Source organism: Cytobacillus sp. IB215316, from assembly GCF_033963865.1.
In the GTDB taxonomy this organism is placed as follows: domain Bacteria; phylum Bacillota; class Bacilli; order Bacillales; family SM2101; genus Nanhaiella; species Nanhaiella sioensis.
This window is the reverse complement of the sequence record NZ_JAXBMC010000001.1, coordinates 871,207-892,161: the sequence shown is the minus strand read 5'-3', so window position 1 is coordinate 892,161 and position 20,955 is coordinate 871,207. Positions and strand designations below refer to the sequence as shown.

Below are 20,955 nucleotides of genomic sequence, written 5' to 3'. Positions count from 1 at the left end.
AATAGGCAACAAAGTTAACGAAAAAAGCCTTATAATAACACCAAGTAACGGATCAGAGCCTAAAAAAAGACCTTCTCATCCCTAAATAGGGACGAGAAGGTCTCCCGCGGTACCACCCTTGTAGACTGTTACTTGTTATAATACAAAAAACAATTAGTCCGCTTTCTATTCGTAACGTGAATAAACGCCATTGCTTACTTTATAATTTCAGCTAGGAACTTAAGGGTGATGTTCATTCCTTTTGTTTATATCGAGCTTCCACCGTCCTCGATTCGCTTTTTATAATAAACTCGTTAAAGAATTACTGTCCCTATCATCGTCTACATTTAAAGTTATGACACATATTTAGAAATTATATGCTATCGTGCTTCAGTTAGTCAAGTCCAGTTTTCCTATTTCACAACCGATTGTGGATCTTCTTCATACTCCATTAAGCTATCCCAATCGTTATGTTGAAGCATATCAAGTTGAGCTTCTATGAGCATTTTAAAACGATTTCTAAATACTTTTGATTGCTTCTTCAATTCCTCTATTTCCAAGGTAATCTTACGAGATTTAGAAAGTGATTCATTAATTATTCTGTCAGCATTCTTTTCAGCTTCCTTAATAATTAACTTTGCTTCCTTTTCAGCATTTCTTTTAACTTCCTCTGCTGTCTCTTGAGCAATAATGATTGATTTATTAAGTGTTTCTTCAATACTTGTAAAATGGTTTATTCTCTCAGTTAAATCTGTAACCTTGTCTTCTAACTCTTTTTTTTGTCTAATTACAATTTCATAATCTTTAATAACCTGATCTAAAAATTCATTTACTTCATCTTCATCATAACCTCGGAATCCTTTACTAAATTCCTTATTATGAATATCTAATGGTGTTAAAGGCACATGTGCCACCTCCACAAAATCGTATGTATGTTTTATGACGAAAAACTCTTGTTATACACTACGTAAATGTTTTTTTAAGTTATTCGACATATTATTAATAATTCCTGCTCTTGTCTCAATTTATTTTTGTATTCCCACAACAATTCGCCATTTTTCTTTTTTTGTCTTACCTTCAATTGACAAAAGCTTCCCTCTACCAACTCCACGTACAGAGATGATATCCCCTTCTTTACATTCAAATGAAGTTTGCTCGATCATTTTCCAATTCATGCGAACAAGACCATTTTTAATAAGCTGTTGAGCTTTTTGTCTAGAAATTGAGAATATTGTTGCGATCATAATATCTAGCCGAAGTGAGGATGCAGTGGCTACATTTTCTCTCCACAATTCCTTACGGTTTACTATGCTTGAAAAATTAATTCTTTTAACTGAGACTTTACTCTTACCAACTGATTGGAGATTCAACTGTATATAGTTTTCGACCTCTTCTGCGACGATGAATTGAACAACACGATCCTGTATCATTACATCACCAAATTTAGCTCTTCTCATCCCTAGTCCCATTAGCGAACCTAACATTTGTGGATGTTCAATCGTTACAAATTTTTCAGGGTATCCAAGTTCAAAAATAGCAAGCTTGAAGTCATCATTACTAGGAACATAATAATCAGGATAGATAAGCGCCCTTTTTCTTTCGGTCCACTCAGCACCACCAAATAATTGCACGTGAACATCTTGATTCTCGCCTACAATAGATTTCGTAATTTCTTGTTCTCTAGGGTCTAAAAAGTCTGTAAGTTTATAGCTATAAGTATTTTGAACTGTATTCTTCCAATCTATCACCTGGTCTATAAAATTGTGCTCCTCTTTGCGAAAATGTTGGTAAATATTCATGTGCAACTCAGTCCTTATCTTGCGTAAGAAAAAGGAATCTAAGAAAGATTCCTTACATCTATACTGCTATATTAAAGTAAAAAAGAGCTAAATAAAAATTGTAAACCATAACTTGCATACCGCAATACAAGGATTGCAACGATTGGTGATATATCAATCATACCAAGAGGTGGGATTATTTTTCTAAATGGTTCTAAATAAGGTTCACAAATAGAAGTTAAAACTTGACCGATACTTGTTTCTTTTGCATTTGGAAACCAAGACATTAATATGTAAATAAAAAGAGCATAAAAATATATATCTACTGCAAATAAAATAATACTAAGTAATAGTTCCATATAAGTTTACCACCTCTGTCCTAAAGAGTCTTCATCAATTGACAACTCAGAAATTGTTCCAGAAACATCAACATTGTCAGGCGTACATAGAAAAATATTAGATCCTACCTTTTGTATATCCCCACCGAGAGCATACACTGTCCCACTTAAAAAATCAACAATTCTTTTTGCTTGGTCATGCTGGTTTCGTTGTAAATTTACTACAACAGAACGTCTATTTTTTAATTGATCAGCTATATCTTGAACTTCACTATACGCTCTTGGTTCAATTAATACGACTTTAGAAGATTTTTGTACGCTTTGTAAACTCACAATATTTTGTTTCTGATTAGCTTTTGGCTGTTTCGATACGTCTATTTCATCATCATGCTCATATTCTTCTCGCTCATCAACATAATCATATTCATCTTCAAGTGCAAAAAAGTTCTTAAACTTTGACATTATGCTCATATTGACACTCCCCTCTCACCTCGTGAACTAGCCTTTTAGACGATAATCCATATAAGCTTCCAAAATCAAACCTTTTGCTAAATACAAAAGTACTCCTCACTGTGCTCTTAATCACTGCTCATTGCCAACTAAAGAAGAACCTATACGTAAATATGTTGCCCCTTCTTCGATCGCAATTTCGTAATCATTTGACATACCCATTGATAGATCTAAACAAGGTGCATATGCTAAGGAAAGAGCTTGTACTTGTTGTTGAAGTTCTTTTAATTTATTAAAGCACAAACGAATGATTGAAACATCATCTGTTTGTGGTGCCATTGTCATCAGCCCAACGATGGAAACATTTGAAAAATCTTTTATTTTTTCAATAAATGGTAATACTTCATCGGGAGACATACCATGTTTTGAGCCCTCGCCTGAAGTGTTCACCTGGATGAAACATTTAATTGGCTTCGTAGCGCGCTTTTGAATTTCTTCAGCTAAAGAAAGTCTGTCTAAAGAATGAATGTAGTCAACCTTATTAATAATATTCTTTACCTTTCTCGTTTGTAACGTCCCAATAAAATGCCAGGTAACCTTTGCTCCAATTTGTTCCCATTTATCGTTGAAACCTTGATCTCTGTTCTCACCAAAATGAGTAATTCCTGCTTGTATGGCTTCTTCGACCCGTTCAACAGTTACATATTTCGTCACCGCTATGATATTTATATCATTCCTGTCACGATTAACTTTTGCAGACGCTTCGGTTATTTTTTCTTCAATAATAGCTAAATTTACCTCAACAGACAATCTGACATTATACCTCCTTCATACCAATAAAGCTCATCATTCTACCAGTCTTACCATTGTCCCGTCTGTAAGAATAAAATAACTCTTCTTGACAACTCGTACAATAATTTGAAACTTCAATATTGTCAACTAGTATACCAGCTTCAATCAATAATTGTTGGTTTAATTGTTTTAAATCTAAACTATATTCTCCATTACCAATAAAAGTATAAGGAAGGAGATCATGATTTTGTAAGATAGCATCTACTTGCTTAATTACACGTTCATCCACTTTATAGCAGCAACTTCCTATTGAAGGTCCAATAGCAACATAAATGTCATTTCTTTTAACTTCTTCATTTTCAGTCCATTGCTGTACCATCTTCCCAACAATATTTTTCACTGAACCTTTCCATCCTGCATGTGCCACGCCTATTATATCCTTATTGTTAGCCCGAAAATAAATAGGGACACAATCTGCATAGCATAATGTTAATAATATACCGGCATCAGTAGTATATAAGCCGTCTGTACCATCTATAGATGTAGAATAGGAGTAGATGCCTTTCCCTATATCCTTCTTTGTTACTTTAGTTATGGTATGATCATGAATTTGTTCAGCACATACCCAGTTTTCAATAGGGAAATTAATTAGTTTTGCTACCGCCTCTCTATTTTTTACCACCGTATCAGGTTTATCATTAACATGTAAACCTGTATTTAACGTCTCATACGGATATTTACTATATCCACCATTTTTCGTTGTAAACCCGGCTACTACTTTAGAATTAAAAACATGCCATGGTAAATATAGAATTTCTTCATGTTCGATTTGTTGAAAAGGTTCGTACATAACAGTCAGTCCTCACTATGAGCCTCATTACTTTTGTTTATTTTAACACAAATTGTAGTATTTCGTTAGTTTTGTTTTCACAACGTTTTACATATTTTGTATTCTTACTCTATCAGCTTAGCTGCTTCGTGTGATTGATATCTAACTAAAATAACATCCTTGCCAACTTTCACAATATTTGCCCACGGTATTACTACTTCTTCCTCTCGTCCAAAAAACCCTAAAACTTTGCCATTAGCAAAAATAACAATTGACTCTATTTCTCCTGTATTTAAATTTATATCGATATCACCAATATGGCCTAAATTTGTACCATCAGCTACATTAACTACACTTTTTGCTTGAAATTCAGAGATTTTTACCATAAAAAACTCTCCCCTGTCTTCTTATTCTGGCATTCCACAAAAATTAACATCCCTTAATAGTCAATATATGTGTAAACTACTATAGTTCATGAGCAATTTTTTGTTGAACAATTAGATGACATCAAAATGTGGAATTTTTTTCATACGCTTTTGTTAATAAATTTGAAGAGTTAGGGCCTGTTCTCCGACAATAGAGATTTAAAGAAGAAGGATGCTACTACCGCTCGTAGTTTTTTGAGAGCTTATTAATTCTAAAAAGAGAAAAAATGCCATGAACGTATGATATATACGTGTTCAACTCCTATTACGAAAAGCAACCTTACGTAAAAAAGAGCTGTTCATTATTGAACAGCCCTTTGACATCAGCTTTGAATATTCTTATTCATTTGCTTTATTGCTGCTTTTTCTAATCTTGATACTTGTGCTTGAGAAATTCCAATTTCCTCAGCAACCTCCATTTGGGTTTTACCTTGAAAAAAACGTTTCCTTAAAATGAGCTTTTCTCGGTCATTTAATCTTCGCATACCTTCCTTTAAAGCTATTTCTTCAATCCATTGTGAATCTTTATTTTTTTCATCACTTAGCTGATCCATTACAAAGATTGGATCCCCTCCATCATTATAAATTGGTTCAAATAATGATACTGGGTCTTGTATTGCATCAAGAGCAAACACTATTTCCTCATAAGGAACTTCTAACACTTTGGATATTTCCTCTGCTGTAGGCTCTTTCGATGTCTTCCCCATTAATTCTTCCCTTACTTGTAACGCTTTATATGCAATATCGCGTAATGAACGTGAAACTCTAATTGGATTATTATCACGTAAATATCTCCGAATTTCACCTATGATCATCGGCACAGCATATGTGGAAAATTTAACGTTTTGACCTAAATCAAAGTTGTCAATGGACTTCATTAACCCGATGCAACCAACCTGGAATAGGTCGTCTACATATTCTCCTCTATTGTTGAATCTTTGAATAACACTTAATACAAGTCGCAAGTTCCCATTAACTAATTTTTCACGAGCTTGTATGTCCCCACTTTGCATTAAACGGAATAGTTCTCTCATCTCTACATTTTTTAGTACTGGAAGCTTTGACGTATCAACGCCACAAATTTCAACTTTATTTCTAGTCAATTCTTTCCCCCCTAACAGGAGTAGATGTCCTAAGTTAAGTATCTCCTTAGGAGGGAAAAATATGCACAACGTTCATATTGAAGAAAAAAAGTAATGATCGAAAATGCTTAAACCATTTTATTAAACTCTTTTCTAAGCCTCTTTATAATTCTTTTCTCTAGTCGAGATATATATGATTGAGAAATTCCTAACATATCAGCAACATCCTTTTGTGTTTTTTCTTCACCACCTATAAGTCCGAACCTAAGCTCCATAATCTGTTTTTCACGATCATTCAACTGATGTAAAGCTTTCAGCAATAATTTTCGGTCTACATTTGCCTCCAAATTCTTCGTGATAACATCGTCTTCAGTTCCTAATACATCTGATAACAACAGTTCATTTCCATCCCAGTCAATATTGAGGGGTTCGTCAAATGATACTTCAGAGCGTATTTTATTATTTCTTCTTAAATACATCAAAATTTCATTTTCAATACATCTTGATGCGTATGTAGCTAGCTTAATTTTTTTCTCTGGATTAAAAGTATTTACAGCTTTAATTAAACCTATCGTACCGATACTAATTAAATCCTCAATATTAATTCCTGTATTTTCGAATTTTCTAGCAATGTAAACGACTAAACGAAGGTTTCTTTCAATTAGAATAGATCTAGCAGCTTTATCGCCTTTCGTAAGTTTTTGCAATAAGAGCCCTTCCTCTTCTTTTGATAATGGGGGCGGCAAAGCTTCACTTCCGCCTATATAATAAATCTCATCAGTTTTGATTCCAAGTTTCATTAATATTTTGTACCAATAATATGTAAAACGAACGGTCATATTTCTCAAAATTGTTCCTCCTTCAATTTTTACAGGGATATAGATCAAGGTCATACTAGGCTGATTGTACTGAGGATGATTGGATCATCTTAGGATGAACGATACATTGATACTCATCATCACTTGAAAGTTTGACATGATTTAAGGCAATGAGCCCTTTATTCACGTCTAACCAATTATTTTCATAACGAAGTGAAATATTATCTGGTTTTATTGCTAATAGTATTTGATGATCTTGTCCTACACCTCTATATGGAATTAGTCGAAGTCGTTTTTCCCATTGAGGATCATCAACAGTCATCTCATTCATTAACATATCAACGTTTTTTGATAGTTCAATAATTCCTGTAGGGACATGTTCAACTAAACATGTACTATCGATAATCATTACTGGTGACCGAGAAATTGGATCGTATAGCTGATTACCACTATCAATTAATCCCTTAATGGTTATTTTGATATTGGTGATAACTATAGTAACATCAATAATTTCCTCGTATTTCAGCTTATTACTTTTAATCCCATCAATTTGCGACCTTGAAAAATACCATAAAGATGGAAACGCAATAATTACAAATACCCAACTAACTGGATCACCGTATCCAGTTGACGTCGTAAGAAAGATACCATTATTTATGTTAAATTCCTTTTGTAATAAATAATGGAAAGCAATAATACCACCTCCGACTACAAACGTTGCGAAATAAAAAGTGCAAAGATTCTTGATAAAATAAGAAAAACGCTTGTATCCAAAAGCAGACCAAATGATAATCAGTGAAAATAAAAATTTGATTAATGGATTGGATACAAAAGAAGCTAGTGGAGAAACGATTAATAGAACGAGAGACGAGCCTATTAACGAGCCAACCACAAGTCGCCAAAACTTAATTCTTCTCTTTAGAATTACTGCAGTTAGAAGCAGTAATGATCCATCAAATAACAAATTAAGAAACCATATAATGTCAATATAAATAGACACTCAAGTTCCCCTTCCTTGTAGCTCCTTCGTTAGTATATTGATTTGAAACTAGTATATATATAATGTGATGTGATGTCTGTCAATCTTTGTAGGAATTAATGAGGAATTTTTTGTTGGATTTAAGCTTATATTGTCAAACAACTGACGAATCTAGAAGCAATCACTTTTTAATGTGAGGATCTTTTCTTAAACTTTGTTGCAATCCTATTTAAATAGCACATCTATTTAGATTTTTCACACTATCATTACCATGATAAATAAGAAAAAAACATCGCACGATAGTAAACTTATTTACACCTTGCGCCAATTACAACACTCTAAGTGAAACCTAATATAAAAAAGCACGAATCAATAAATACGATTCATGCTCTCTCTTAGAAGTATAAAATATAAAGTTGTTAGCGTCTGCGGTTTCGATTACGTAAAAATGTAGGGATGTCTAATGTGTCCTCAGTCTGCTGAGGATTATAGTTCGATACATTTTCGCTTTCCTTTTCACGGCTAGTTGCTGCAGTTGCTTTTTGGGTATTCGCACCTACTGATTGACGAATTTGTCTACCTTGAGGAATTTCGGTTTCTTTAAATCCTGTGGCAATCACCGTTACTACTATTTCGTCTTTTAAGCTCTCATTGATTACTGAGCCAAAAATCATATTAACTTCTTGATCTGATGCAGAAGCTACAATATCGGCCGCTTCTTGTACTTCGTATAAGCTTAAGTTCATGCCACCAGTTATATTCATTAGGACTCCTTGAGCACCATCAATAGGAATTTCAAGTAATGGACTTGAAATAGCCTTCTTTGCAGCTTCAGCTGCACGGTTTTCACCTGTTGCGATACCGATACCCATTAAAGCTGAACCCCTGTTTGACATTATTGTCTTAACATCAGCAAAATCAAGGTTTATTAAACCTGGCGTTGCAATTAAGTCTGAAATACCTTGTACACCTTGACGTAATACATTGTCAGCCTCACGGAATGCTTCTAACATTGGTGTGTTTTTATCAACGATTTCTAATAATCTATCATTCGGGATAACAATCAAAGTATCTACAGAGTCTTTCATTGCTGCAATACCGCCGCCAGCTTGAGTAGATCTCTTTCTACCCTCAAATGTAAAAGGACGTGTTACAACTCCTACAGTCAATGCGCCTAAATCTTTTGCAATTTGGGCTATAACAGGTGCTGCACCAGTCCCAGTACCTCCACCCATTCCTGCTGTAACAAAAACCATATCAGCTCCGTTTAACACTTCTTCTAGCTGTTCTTTACTTTCTTCAGCTGCTTTTTTTCCTACTTCAGGATTTGCGCCTGCTCCAAGACCTCGAGTTAACTTTGCCCCGATTTGCATTTTAATCTCTGCTTTTGAAAGATTTAGCGCTTGTGCATCAGTATTTACAGCTATAAATTCAACACCTTGAACTCCATGCTCAATCATTCGATTTACGGCGTTATTTCCTCCACCACCGACACCGATTACTTTTATTGTCGCTAATTGATCAAGATTTGTCTCAAAATCTAACATCACAAATCCTCCTAATTTATCGATTTACTAAGAAGTTTTCATCCTGTTATTCCCAAAATAACCCGAAAAATTTCTTGACTTTTTCACTCAGATTTTCTTCATTTTTTTGCTTAGACTTTTGCTTTAACTGCTGAGGTTTCTTTGCTACTCTTTTTTCTGCTAGATCTATAGGGCGATTTTCCTCAACAATACTTTTCCCTTGAAGCTTGGCATTTCTATATACAAATTGAATTAATCCTACTCCGGTAGTATATTGAGGTTCTCTTACACCAATGTAATCAGGAATTGCTACCCTCACGTTATTTGCTAAAATTTGTTGTGCCAATTCCAATGATCCAGAAATATTAACAGTACCACCAGTAAGTACATAACCTCCAGGCAATTCACGAATTCCTAATTGTCTTACTTCATTTTTAATCATGTCAAACATTTCTTCAAATCTAGCTTCAATAATGTCTGAGATTATTAGTTGATTATATTGTTCTTCTTTATCACTACCAATAATCGGAACATTAAATGTTTCTTCTTCTGAGGCTGTATCATAAAAAGCATGTCCATACTTTGTTTTTATCTTTTCAGCGTCATCAGTAGAGGTTCTTAAACCAATAGAAAGGTCCTTAGTTATATTATCCCCTCCTATCGGTAAAACCGTTGTGGCTTTTAAATGTCCATTTTCAAAAAAAGCTATAGTTGTGGAGCCGCCACCGATATCAACTAGGGCTACACCAAGCTCCATTTCATCCCGAGATAAAGAGATAGAACCCGCAGCGAGTGGTTGTAAACAAATAGCCGTTATTTCTAAACCTGCACGCTCTACACATCTAAGTAAATTATGTAATATCGTCTTTGATCCAGTAACAATGGTTCCTTCCATTTCAAGACGGACTCCTAACATTCCTCTCGGGTCGTTAATTTCATCAAGCCCATCGACGATAAATTGTTTTGGAATGACATCTATAATTTCTCTCTCTGGAGGGATTGATACAACTTGCGCTGCCTCAATGACTCTAGCTACATCTTGGTCATTAATTTCCCTATTTTCACTCGATACAGCTACAACACCGTGTGCATCTTGTAATTGCACACTATTAGCAGACACACCCACAACAACGCTTTGGATGGGAATACCAACCATTCTTTCGGCTTGTTCTATTGCCTTTTTAATAGAATGAACGGTTTCGTCTATATCAACAATTGAACCTTTTCTTAATCCATGAGAATTAACATTACCTACCCCAATAACATTTAAAGTATCATTTGCCATTTCACCTATGATCACTTTAACATTGGATGTACCGATGTCAAGACTAACAAAAACTTCATTGCTGTTCATTCTTTGGCACCTCCTTTTTCAAACATAAATAATAACTGTTCATGTTGAGCATATGTCCTTTATTAATCGATTCAATAAATGGTACATCAAACTTTACAAATCAATCTTCAAAGAAAGTTTAAAGGTCTGGGAAAATTGAACTCGAACAAGGTGTGCTGTGCACGTTTGCAATTGACGTGGTAGACACGATAGTGAGCCGCCTTTCTGTATCCTTACGTATGGCTTTATTGCAGTCTACAAATGAAGCAAAGGTCAGAAAGACTACTTGATACAAGGCCAACAATAGCGCCTTTCATATACTTGAGCTTTGTTCTAGCCTTCAAGGCTCCACCGCCTTGTTCTTCTCAGTCCTTTTTATCCTCCCTATTGAACACATTCTTATATGGAAAATATTCAACAAATCCTATCTATTCCCTTTAATAAAAATTAATTTTTTTCAGTTTTTTTGTGAGTAATCTTCCATTTAGACAATAAAGTTCGTCTAATCACTGCAATATTTTGAAACAATCTTACCCCAAATGCAAATACTGCCGCTAAATACAAGTCTACACCAAGATGAACACCTAGAAAAGCCAAACTTGTAGCTAAAAGTAGATTAAAGATAAAACCGGACACAAAGACTTTCTCATCGTATACATTTTGTAAGTGTGCTCGGATTCCTCCAAAGAGCGTATCTAACGCTGCAAGTATAGCAATTGATAAATAATTAGAATATTCATCTGGTATGCGTATATCTGTTAGCAAACCTAGTGTTATTCCAAGAATTAAGCCGACAAGTGGAAGCCACATACTATTTCTCCTCCTCTTCGGCATTTACAGGCTTCATATTTTTGATACGAGGTATTTCTGAAAAAGCCGGTACTTCAATCGATGCTAATGGATCAGAAATCACAACTTGTAAATTATCATAAACGAAAGCATCAATCATGCTAGAGACCTGTAATCTGTTATATAATTTTTCTGCTCCTTCTTCACTCTTAGCAATTACTTTAATTTCAAATGGAAATCTATTAAGAGGATACCCATCTATTTTTGTGACGCCATTAATGTCTCTAATCACTGTAGTATTTATTACCCGTTGTTCAGCTATAGAAATATTTACTGCGTTATATTGATTTAATTCATTAATCAACCTTTTTAATAGTTCTGGGGATACTGTATGAACACGTTCACCTGGCATGATTTCATCGAAAAACGGCTTCACTGTTAAAATAACACCTGGTCCATTTACATCAGTTAAACCAGCCTTTACTTTTAACTCGTCTAACGTTTCTTTAAGTACCGCATCATCTTGTCGCTCTGTTTTATATTTCTCCAACTTATCGTTATAATTTGAAATCTCTTGATGTAACTGAAATGTAAGCTCTTGCTCTTTCTTAATATCCTCACGAATTTCCCAAGTATCCCTTGTATCACGGACAACAGGCTTGTTAATACTTTGAAATTGAACTGCAATCATAAATCCAATAATTATTGTGATTATTGTTATTGAGATAACTTTTTTGTTGCCCAATGAAAATCACCTGACCTTAATAATTGCCTGTTTTCGCATGGTTATTACCTGTCTTATTTTGGCACCCACTTTGTATAATCATTAGCAACAAAGGATAAAAAATAGCCTAATAACACAACTATTGTGTACTTACACCTAAAAGGGGTTCAAACATGATGTTTTCTTTTTTGTCTATATTTACAAAAATATTATCACTCACTAATTGATCGTAAATACCACCAATAATATAAAGAGCTTCATAAAGCGTGTTTGCTTCTCCAATAGCTGTAATGACAAATGGTTCAGCATGTTGATTACCATCAACTTCAATAACAGGTCCATTACATAATATATACGAATTTCGAGAAATTCTTTGTCCGTTGATCGCAATTGCTGAAGCACCTGAAATGAGTAATTCATTAATTACTTTAAATACATGCCCTTCATGAACTATGTAATTATTCACGTTCTCTTCATCAGGTACATATTCGGCATCCGACAAAGTAACTTCAATACCTTCACCTTGCACATCGATTTCTCCAACAAACATTCTATACTTTTCCACATCTTCAACTAAATTAAAATAAATACCTTCCTGTTTAGCTAATTCCTCTTCGTATTCCCTTACTTCATCTTGCTTTTCTTTAATTGTATTAAATAATTCTCGGTTTTTTTCCTCTAGTGCTATCAATTGTTCTCGATATCGAAAGTCTCTCTCCCACTGCTTGTCCGATATACGAGGAGTACCATTGTTACTTGTAGTAACATGATAAGAAAATGCGATAAGAAAACCGATAACTAAAGAAACAAAGGATAAGATGACATGTTTACCCCTGATTTTCACTCTCCTACTCCTCCTCTGGCTGGTTGTATGGTGAAAAGAAACTCCCAACTTCAATGTCAATAATCCCCTTCACTGAAGGGTCAAGGTGATTTACAATTGATGGATAAAAAGCCATTTTCCTAGAGAAATTTGTTATTGTACCACTTACCTCAAACCCGTCATTCATATAAAGGGTAATATGCAATGGGTCTGATGGTGTTGGTGTATGATGAATTTCTGAAATTGAATTGCTCACTTCATCAGATAACTGAACTAATTCTTCTATCATCTTGTCAACATCATCACTGTTCGACCAATTTACAAATACAGGAGCATCTGGGGATGATACGGATTGTTTTTCATCAGTAAGGGATTTACCATTTTCTAGAATCGGATAAAAGCGACTTTCGTTTAACATGTAACCGATCCGCTTTGTTTCTGTGACTAATATAAGTACTTTGTTTGGAAATTGCTTTTGAACAGATACATCTGCTATTTCTTCATGTGCAGAAATGGACTGTGTTATGCTGTTTTCATTGACGCTCCAAAAGCTATTTTTTGTCGAAATTCCACTCAAATCAATGATTTCTTCAGTTGAAACATGGTGATTCCCACTTACTGATATTGAAGAAACTTTACTTAAGGGGGACTGAAAATACACAATTGTAATGATCATAAGAAAAAAAAATAGAATATAATAAATAAGCCTTCTATTTACCTTTTGTTTTCGTTGCTGTTTTAGCTTGGGAACCCGATCTTCAAGTACAACAACTTTTTCTTTCCCCAAAAAAAGTCACCCCGATCTATATTAAAAGCTCATTTCATGATTTTGTTACTCATGTTACTATGTAAGAACAGAAAATAGTGGTTTTATGCAATCGCATCGTTAAAGAAGAAAATGCTAATTAAACTCTAGTTGTAGGCGTGGTAATTTCTTAAGCCAAAAAACAACGATTTGAAGCGAAAACAGCTAATGTTAAGAAAAATTTTCGCAACGTCATTACCAACAGGGTTGGATAAGAGAAACAAAACGGCATAGGTTATATATGCCGTTTAACATTTTCAATAGTTTGTATTGTTAATTATTATATCACAATATATACTTGAAATCAGAGAAAAAACATGCTACTTTTTTCCTATTATTTCAACTTCTGTCTTCATTTCAATATCGTAAAGATCGTATATTGTTCGTTTAACATGTTGTATTAAATTCAATACATCCTCTGCTTTTGCCTTACCAGTGTTAACGATAAAGTTAGCATGTTGTTCAGAGATTTGCGCACCACCTATTGCATGCCCTTTTAGGCCAGCAACTTCTATTAGTTGTCCTGCATAATTTGGTAGAGGGTTTCTAAAAACACTTCCACAGTTAGGGAAATGAAATGGTTGTGTATCACGTCGATAATCTTTGTTTTTTTGCATCTCAGCGACAATAAGTTCACGGTCACCTGACTCAAAAGTGAACTGGGCTTCCACACAAATTCCCGGGCGCTTACTTTGCAAAATAGAAGTTCGATAGGAAAATTCCAACTCTTCACATGATAACCATTCAATTGTACCGTCTTCAAACAGTATGCGCGCTCTTAAGAGTATTTTCGAAATATCAGATCCGTGTGCACCAGCATTCATATAAACGGCACCACCAATTGAACCTGGTATACCTCCTGCAAACTCTAAACCTGATAGACCCTTTTTACTAATGATGGTAGCTAATTTGATAATAGAATAACCTGCTCCAACAGTAACCTTTGTACCATCTATATCCAAATGATCAAGGCCTTCTCCAAGCTTTATTACTACTCCTTCGATTCCCAAATCTGAGACCAATAAATTTGATCCCCTACCAATTGCTCGCCATGTTACTCCATATTTCTTTACTATTTCCATCGTTTTGTATAAAGCTGGTATGTCTTTTGGCTCGACAAATAAGTCTACTGGCCCCCCAATTTTTATTGTCGTATGATTAGCAAGCGGTTCATTTAACCGAACTTTTCCGACATTTTCATGAAGCAACTCCGCAGCTATTTTTTCCATCTTGGCAACCTCCTTCTGTACTAGTGAATACTACTACGTGCTTATAAACTAGCTTGATATGATTAAGTTCATTGAATATATTGTAGAATTTCGTATATACATCTATACAATTAGTCCTTTCTCTTGGTTGTTTTCGCATTGATTGTAGTTTTTCGTACTAAGAAATAAACACGTACACAACTAGAGTTCGTGGATTTTTTCTTCTGTACAGCAATTAACTAACAGTATAAAAGTTTATAGTACTAATTTGATAACAATTGCAACAATGTTTACGAAAAGAGGCTATCAACCTCAGCTTGCTCTTTTAATTCTATTACAGCAGCAACAAAGTTTGTTATAAAGAGCCTATAATACTTTATTATACAGTTTCGTAACACCACCTGAAACAACAAGTTTTCGTTTATTTATGAAACATAGTGACCCCTATTACACTATTTTATAATAAAGCTTTTTTCGAATGAGCTAAGTGCAAATATAACTACCGTTCTTGGCATCTTTTCTTCTCTAAAGACTGTAAAAATTATGTATTAGCATCTGTTACTCACGTAGGTGAAAAAGCAAAATAGTTTACAAAAAGAGCCTATAATAAAATACGAGAAACCCCGTTATATTAACAGGGTCTCTTGAAAAAATCTATTTTTAACGGCTACTCTTCGAACGTATACACTAATACCTTGAATGCTTACTCACATTAAGTAAGACACCGATAGCCATTAGCATTAAAGTTAGTGAAGAGCCACCGTAGCTTAAAAACGGCAATGTAATCCCAGTAACAGGCATTAGACCGGTTACAACACCAATATTAATAATAACTTGTAGAGCTATCATGGAGATAATTCCTATCGCAAGGAAGCTACCAAATAAGTCAGGTGCACCAAGCGCTATTCTAATACCTCTCCATAATAAGAGACTGAAAAGCAAAATGACAAATGATGCTCCAATAAAACCAAGCTCTTCAGATATAATAGCAAAAATAAAATCCGTCTGTGGTTCAGGTAGATAAAAGAATTTTTGACGACTTTGCCCTAAGCCTAAGCCAAATAACCCCCCTGGACCTATTGCATATAGTGACTGGATGATTTGAAAACCGGTACCTTGTGGGTCTTGCCATGGATCAATAAAAGAAGTAATTCTATTCATGCGGTAAGGTGCTGATATAATCAATCCAGCAAAACCTGCAATTCCTAACAAGCCAAGCCAAACGAAATGACTGATCCGAGCTCCAGCTACATAAATGATAACGATACAAGTCCCTAACATCACAGTCCCTGTTCCCAAATCAGGCTGAAGCATAATTAAAGCAAAGGCACTAAAAACTAAGGTCAGCGATGGTAAAAGGCCTCTTTTAAAAGAAGTAATCTCCTTCTGATTTTCGGAAAGATATTTTGCTAGAAATGCAATCATTGCTAATTTAGTGAACTCTGAGGGTTGAATTGAAAACGCTCCAACACCGATCCAGCTCTGTGACCCATTTCTTTCAACGCCAACGCCAGGAATTAATACGACTATGAGTAGCAAAAAGCAGAAAAGTAAAATGACTTTTGCCCACTTACGCCATGTCCAATAGTCAATACTCATGAGGAAGAACATCGCTATCACACCAATACCAGCAAATAATAGCTGCCGTTTAGCGAAAAAAAATGAGTCATTAAACTTATATTCTGCCCAAATTGCACTGGCGCTGTATACCATGATTAGACCTACTGCTAATAATGACAAAGTTACAAGAATTAAAATAAAATCCGGAGTAGCTTTTTTGGGGGACAATAGAAACACCTCAACGTCCTAAATTAAGAGCGGCCAAGCCCTTAGTTAAGCATATGCACTGCGTCTATAAAAATGTCTCCTCTTTCCTCAAATGTTGTATATTGATCCCAACTTGCACATGCAGGAGATAACAGAATGATATCGCCTTTATCGGAGTTGTCATAGGCTACAGAAACAGCCTTTTCAACATTATCGACACGAACCATGTTTTTTATTCCTGCTTCCACTCCAGCTTCTTCTAACAACTCAGCTGTTTGACCAAATGTCACTAGTGTTTTCACATTTTGTAAATAGGGAACAAGGTCTTTAAAATGATTCCCTCGATCAAGTCCACCTGCTAATAAAATGATTGGTGCTGAAAAAGCGTTGAGTGCCTTTTGTGTTGCTAAAATATTTGTTGCTTTTGAATCATTATAAAATTTCCGACCATGATATGTTTTAACATACTGTAAACGGTGTTTAACCCCTGAAAATCTTTTCAATACATCACCTATTGCATCATTTGTTATATTCATAAGCTTACACACAGCAACAGCAGCCAAAATATTTTCCAAGCTATGTTCACCAGGAAGTACAATTTCATCAGTACTAATAATTTCTTCATCATTAAAGAAAATCGTATGATTATTTACATACGCTCCAGTTTTTAACTTTTGCTTTGTTGAAAAAAATACTTTCTTAGCTTGAGCTGCTTTAGATAGTTCTACAAGTATATTATCGTCAGCATTAAGAACAACAAAATCTGTTGGAGTTTGCTGTTGAAATATTTTCGCTTTCGCTTTAACATAAGCTTCCTTCGTACCATGATAATCAAGGTGTGCATCAAAAATGTTTAATATTACTGATATTTTGGGACGAAACTGATCAACCCCTTGCAATTGGAAGGAGGATAATTCAGTTACAATCATTTGCTCGCTTGTTGCTATTTGTGCAACATCAGAAGCAACAGTCCCGATATTTCCGGCAATGAGAGGGTTCTTCTGTGCTTGCATCATGATATCATAAATTAATGTTGTCGTCGTTGTTTTCCCGTTCGAACCTGTGATACCAATAAACTCTGCTTCTGAAATTGAATAAGCTAACTCAACTTCGGTAATGATTGGAATAGTTCTTTTTAATGCTTCTACCACAATGGGATTTGTATAAGGAATCCCTGGATTTTTTACGATTAAATCAAAATTTTCTTCGAGCAAGTCTACTGGATGACTTCCACAAATAATGTCCACACCTAAATATAACAAATTTCTCGTATTTTCATTTTCTTCGTAAGGCTTTTTATCGTTGATTGTTACTTCGGCACCTAGTTCTATTAATAGCTTAGCCGCAGATAAACCACTTTTAGCTAAACCTAAAACAAGTATTTTTTTATCGCGAAAACGTTCAGTATTCTTCAATTACAACCACACCTCAATATATAATCCAAGCATTGCAAATATTAAACCTACCGTCCAAAAAGTAACGACAACTCTCCATTCTGACCACCCTACTAACTCATAATGATGATGTAGGGGACTCATTTTAAACACCCTTTTACCAGTTGTTTTAAATGATATGACTTGGATGATGACAGATAGTGTTTCAATGACAAAAACACCACCTATAATTAGCAGTATAATTTCAAGCTTTGTTAGAATCGCCACAGTTGCTAAAGCCCCTCCGAGAGCAAGCGAACCAGTATCCCCCATAAAAACTTTAGCTGGATGTGCATTAAACACTAAAAAGCCAAGTACCGCACCAACTACCGCAACAGCAAAAATAGCTATATCGTATTGTGTTTGATTCCAAGCTAATACTGCAAACGCTCCAAAGGCTACTGCAGCTGTACCTGAAACAAGCCCATCCAAACCGTCAGTTAAATTAACTGCGTTTGAAAAGCCTACTAACCAAAAAATAAGTAGGATAATATATGCCCAAGATAAATCGATAGAAACATCAAATCCAGGTATAGCAACTGTAGTAGAAATATTATTCTGCATTAATACTATATAGAAGATTACAGCAATAATAATTTGTCCTGCTAATTTTTGTTTAGACGTTAAACCTAGATTTCTTTTCATCACTACCTTAATGAAATCATCCAAAAACCCTAACAAACCATAACCTAATGTAACAAATAGTAACAGATATGTATTTACCGTTACCTCTGTATATTTTGATGTCATAATAACAACAGTAAGTATAATGGATAGCAAAATGACAATTCCACCCATCGTAGGTGTACCAGATTTCTTTTGATGCGATTTGGGTCCCTCATCACGAATGCTCTGTCCAAATTTAAGTCTACGTAAGAAGGGAATAAAAACTGGAGATAATAATACACTTATTAAAAATGCCATCAATATTGAAAATAGCACTACTTTTTCAAGCAAGATTATCCCCCCCTTTCATTAGTTTTAATATTTTTATATTCAACTCATTTTCCTCAATTGGTATATCGCCCTTAAATACCGAACGATTAGTTTCACCTATATCTTCCAATAGCAACAAATTATCATAAAAAACAAGTAATTTCTTTAAGGCTATATACGAATCATGAACAATAAAAACAGGAAAATGATTTGGTATATATTTTGGTAATTCCCGTTCTTCGTTCCATAATGATCCTACTGCTCCATTTTCTATTGCTGTGAATAAATCTCTGTTATCATTACCCTGGCTATTGATTGGTACATATAACCCTTTATTCACTAATATATTACAATCTGTAAAGACATATTTGAAATGGATATCATCCTCAACACCCCTAGTATGCGGGTATAATTTTTTTAGATGATGGTATCGAAGCATATTTATAGTCGCTCCTTTATAAGTTGGAGTACGATTTCACGATCATCAAAGTCAAGCCTCTGGCCACCAATCTCTTGGTATGTCTCATGCCCCTTACCGGCGATTAAAACGATATCATCTTTATTTGCATGGCCAATCGCATAAGAAATTGCTTCCTTACGATCTATGATCGATATATAATCTTTTCCTTTTACTCCTTCTTCCATCTCCGCTAAGATTTTCTCAGGATCTTCTGAACGAGGGTTATCTGAAGTGAATATCGGCAAGTTACTATATTTTTCAGCTACCTTAGCCATTAACGGACGTTTAGTTCTATCTCTATCCCCTCCACACCCTACTACAACGTATACATCGGAGCTAGCAAATTCATTGATCGTCTTTAACACATTTTCTAAGCTATCAGGTGTATGGGCATAATCAACAATGACTGTGTAGTCTTGCCCCCCATCAACTACTTCAAAACGACCACTTACTCCTTCTAAAGTTTCTATTGTACTAATAATAGAAGTGTAGGAGATTCCTGAAACAAAACAAGCTGCTGTTGCAGCCAGCACATTGTATACATTGAAAAGACCTATTAATTTCATTGAAACTTTAAATGTTTCATAAGGGGTTATTAGTTCAAAATTCGTCCCAGAAGGAGTCATTTTTATATTTTTTGCCATAAAATCACTTTGATTTTGCATCCCATAAGTAATCACTGTTCCAGCTGTGCTTCTTCTATATTCATCACTTGCATCGTCATCAGCATTTAATATTGCATACTTAGGATTACTGTGATTATAGCTATTACCTAATTGAGCAAATAATAACCCTTTTGTACGGCGATATTCAGCCATTGTTTCGTGATAATCTAAATGATCTTGGCTTAAATTCGTAAAAACTGCCACATCAAAATCACACCCAAAAGTTCTTCCTAAATCGAGGGCATGTGAAGATACCTCCATGATTGCAGTATCAACTTGATTATCAACCATTTCTTTAAATGTTTTTTGAAGCGTTAAGGCTTCTGGTGTTGTATTCTTTACGCCATAAGTTTGATTATTAATTTTTATAGTATTCGTCCCAATTAATCCAGTCTTTTGTTTAGCATGTTGGAGAACTTCCTCAATAATATGAGTAGTTGTCGTTTTGCCGTTCGTCCCCGTGACACCGATCAGCCTAAACCGTTTAGTAGGCTGTTCATAGAAGGCATCTGCAATAACTGATACTGCACGTGTTGTATCCTGTACAACGACTACCGGCACATCCACATCTAATGATTTTTCGGCAATGATAGCTACGGCACCTTTATTAATCGCTTCTTGTGCAAAATCATGTCCATCAACCGTATACCCTTTTATACAAATAAACAGACTTCCTTGCTTTACGTCACGTGAGTTCGTTTCTATTGAGGTAATCGTTGGATTTTCCGCAACCTTCTTTGGAAAATCATACAACAATGATTGCAAAGTTTGTAAGTCCATAAAACCAATTCCTCTCAGTATTATATCTATATAGATATGACTATCATCGTATTCAAAGTTATGTATATATGTATATCATATAATTTAAACACAAAAAAAATTATAAAACGAATTATCTTTTTCATCAATACTTGTTTCTAATGTATCTTAGATCACCATCTCGATCACACTTATTTGAACAACCAATACAACATGATGATTAATGACCCCACCTTTAAAGGTGGGGAGGATAATTT

22 protein-coding genes and 1 other annotated feature are annotated in these 20,955 nt (G+C 34.8%); all 22 genes read right to left on the bottom strand.

Annotated features, from left to right (window positions below):
- Window positions 1-84 precede the first annotated feature (84 nt).
- Window positions 85-326, bottom strand: a binding site (T-box leader).
- Between the two features lie 66 nt (window positions 327-392).
- The 22 genes from SLH48_RS04305 to SLH48_RS04200 all read right to left on the bottom strand — a co-directional run bounded on the left by SLH48_RS04305 (window position 393) and on the right by SLH48_RS04200 (window position 20,719).
- The gene (locus SLH48_RS04305) at window positions 393-884 is read right to left on the bottom strand and encodes a DivIVA domain-containing protein (RefSeq protein ID WP_214483263.1); all 492 of its coding nucleotides are present in this window, start codon (window positions 882-884) and stop codon (window positions 393-395) included.
- A gap of 120 nt (window positions 885-1,004) precedes the next feature.
- A complete protein-coding gene (locus SLH48_RS04300; protein WP_320257120.1) occupies window positions 1,005-1,778 on the bottom strand; it encodes an RNA-binding protein in 774 nt (257 codons plus the stop codon).
- A gap of 71 nt (window positions 1,779-1,849) precedes the next feature.
- Entirely contained in the window at window positions 1,850-2,116 is a 267-nt protein-coding gene (locus tag SLH48_RS04295) for a YggT family protein (RefSeq protein WP_214483261.1), read from the bottom strand.
- 6 nt (window positions 2,117-2,122) lie between these two features.
- The gene (locus SLH48_RS04290; protein ID WP_320257119.1) at window positions 2,123-2,566 is read right to left on the bottom strand and encodes a cell division protein SepF; all 444 of its coding nucleotides are present in this window, start codon (window positions 2,564-2,566) and stop codon (window positions 2,123-2,125) included.
- Window positions 2,567-2,677: 111 nt separating this feature from the next.
- Window positions 2,678-3,355, bottom strand: a complete 678-nt coding sequence (locus SLH48_RS04285; protein WP_320257118.1) for a YggS family pyridoxal phosphate-dependent enzyme — start codon at window positions 3,353-3,355, stop codon at window positions 2,678-2,680.
- A 7-nt stretch (window positions 3,356-3,362) separates the two neighbouring features.
- Window positions 3,363-4,187: a peptidoglycan editing factor PgeF gene (gene pgeF / locus SLH48_RS04280; protein ID WP_320257117.1), complete on the bottom strand. Its 825-nt coding sequence runs from the start codon at window positions 4,185-4,187 to the stop codon at window positions 3,363-3,365.
- Window positions 4,188-4,291: 104 nt separating this feature from the next.
- Complete coding sequence (locus SLH48_RS04275) at window positions 4,292-4,552, bottom strand: YlmC/YmxH family sporulation protein (protein WP_214483257.1); 261 nt, start codon at window positions 4,550-4,552, stop codon at window positions 4,292-4,294.
- Between the two features lie 362 nt (window positions 4,553-4,914).
- Window positions 4,915-5,736: an RNA polymerase sporulation sigma factor SigG gene (sigG, locus tag SLH48_RS04270; RefSeq protein WP_413785390.1), complete on the bottom strand. Its 822-nt coding sequence runs from the start codon at window positions 5,734-5,736 to the stop codon at window positions 4,915-4,917.
- Between the two features lie 65 nt (window positions 5,737-5,801).
- Entirely contained in the window at window positions 5,802-6,512 is a 711-nt protein-coding gene (sigE, locus tag SLH48_RS04265; RefSeq protein WP_413785389.1) for an RNA polymerase sporulation sigma factor SigE, read from the bottom strand.
- 55 nt (window positions 6,513-6,567) lie between these two features.
- On the bottom strand, window positions 6,568-7,491 hold the full coding sequence (spoIIGA, locus tag SLH48_RS04260; RefSeq protein WP_320257115.1) for a sigma-E processing peptidase SpoIIGA: 924 nt from the start codon (window positions 7,489-7,491) through the stop codon (window positions 6,568-6,570).
- A 398-nt stretch (window positions 7,492-7,889) separates the two neighbouring features.
- Window positions 7,890-9,017, bottom strand: coding sequence for a cell division protein FtsZ (gene ftsZ / locus SLH48_RS04255; RefSeq protein ID WP_320257114.1), 1,128 nt, complete (start codon window positions 9,015-9,017; stop codon window positions 7,890-7,892).
- Between the two features lie 46 nt (window positions 9,018-9,063).
- Window positions 9,064-10,350, bottom strand: a complete 1,287-nt coding sequence (gene ftsA, locus SLH48_RS04250) for a cell division protein FtsA (protein ID WP_320257113.1) — start codon at window positions 10,348-10,350, stop codon at window positions 9,064-9,066.
- Window positions 10,351-10,776: 426 nt separating this feature from the next.
- Entirely contained in the window at window positions 10,777-11,139 is a 363-nt protein-coding gene (locus tag SLH48_RS04245; RefSeq protein ID WP_214483251.1) for a small basic family protein, read from the bottom strand.
- A 1-nt stretch (window position 11,140) separates the two neighbouring features.
- Window positions 11,141-11,863, bottom strand: a complete 723-nt coding sequence (locus SLH48_RS04240) for a DUF881 domain-containing protein (RefSeq protein ID WP_320257112.1) — start codon at window positions 11,861-11,863, stop codon at window positions 11,141-11,143.
- Between the two features lie 118 nt (window positions 11,864-11,981).
- The gene (locus tag SLH48_RS04235) at window positions 11,982-12,686 is read right to left on the bottom strand and encodes a DUF881 domain-containing protein (protein ID WP_214483249.1); all 705 of its coding nucleotides are present in this window, start codon (window positions 12,684-12,686) and stop codon (window positions 11,982-11,984) included.
- A gap of 4 nt (window positions 12,687-12,690) precedes the next feature.
- Window positions 12,691-13,452: a cell division protein FtsQ/DivIB gene (locus SLH48_RS04230; protein ID WP_320257111.1), complete on the bottom strand. Its 762-nt coding sequence runs from the start codon at window positions 13,450-13,452 to the stop codon at window positions 12,691-12,693.
- 338 nt (window positions 13,453-13,790) lie between these two features.
- Window positions 13,791-14,699 (bottom strand): UDP-N-acetylmuramate dehydrogenase, encoded by a 909-nt coding sequence (murB, locus tag SLH48_RS04225; protein WP_320257110.1) that lies wholly within the window; start codon window positions 14,697-14,699, stop codon window positions 13,791-13,793.
- 666 nt (window positions 14,700-15,365) lie between these two features.
- A complete protein-coding gene (gene spoVE / locus SLH48_RS04220) occupies window positions 15,366-16,466 on the bottom strand; it encodes a stage V sporulation protein E (RefSeq protein ID WP_214483246.1) in 1,101 nt (366 codons plus the stop codon).
- A gap of 41 nt (window positions 16,467-16,507) precedes the next feature.
- Entirely contained in the window at window positions 16,508-17,860 is a 1,353-nt protein-coding gene (gene murD / locus SLH48_RS04215) for a UDP-N-acetylmuramoyl-L-alanine--D-glutamate ligase (RefSeq protein ID WP_320257109.1), read from the bottom strand.
- Entirely contained in the window at window positions 17,861-18,835 is a 975-nt protein-coding gene (gene mraY, locus SLH48_RS04210; RefSeq protein ID WP_320257108.1) for a phospho-N-acetylmuramoyl-pentapeptide-transferase, read from the bottom strand.
- Complete coding sequence (locus tag SLH48_RS04205; protein WP_320257107.1) at window positions 18,828-19,253, bottom strand: hypothetical protein; 426 nt, start codon at window positions 19,251-19,253, stop codon at window positions 18,828-18,830. Before SLH48_RS04205 ends, mraY begins: the two co-directional genes overlap by 8 nt.
- 2 nt (window positions 19,254-19,255) lie before the next feature.
- Entirely contained in the window at window positions 19,256-20,719 is a 1,464-nt protein-coding gene (locus tag SLH48_RS04200) for a UDP-N-acetylmuramoyl-L-alanyl-D-glutamate--2,6-diaminopimelate ligase (RefSeq protein ID WP_320257106.1), read from the bottom strand.
- Between the last annotated feature and the right edge of the window lie 236 nt (window positions 20,720-20,955).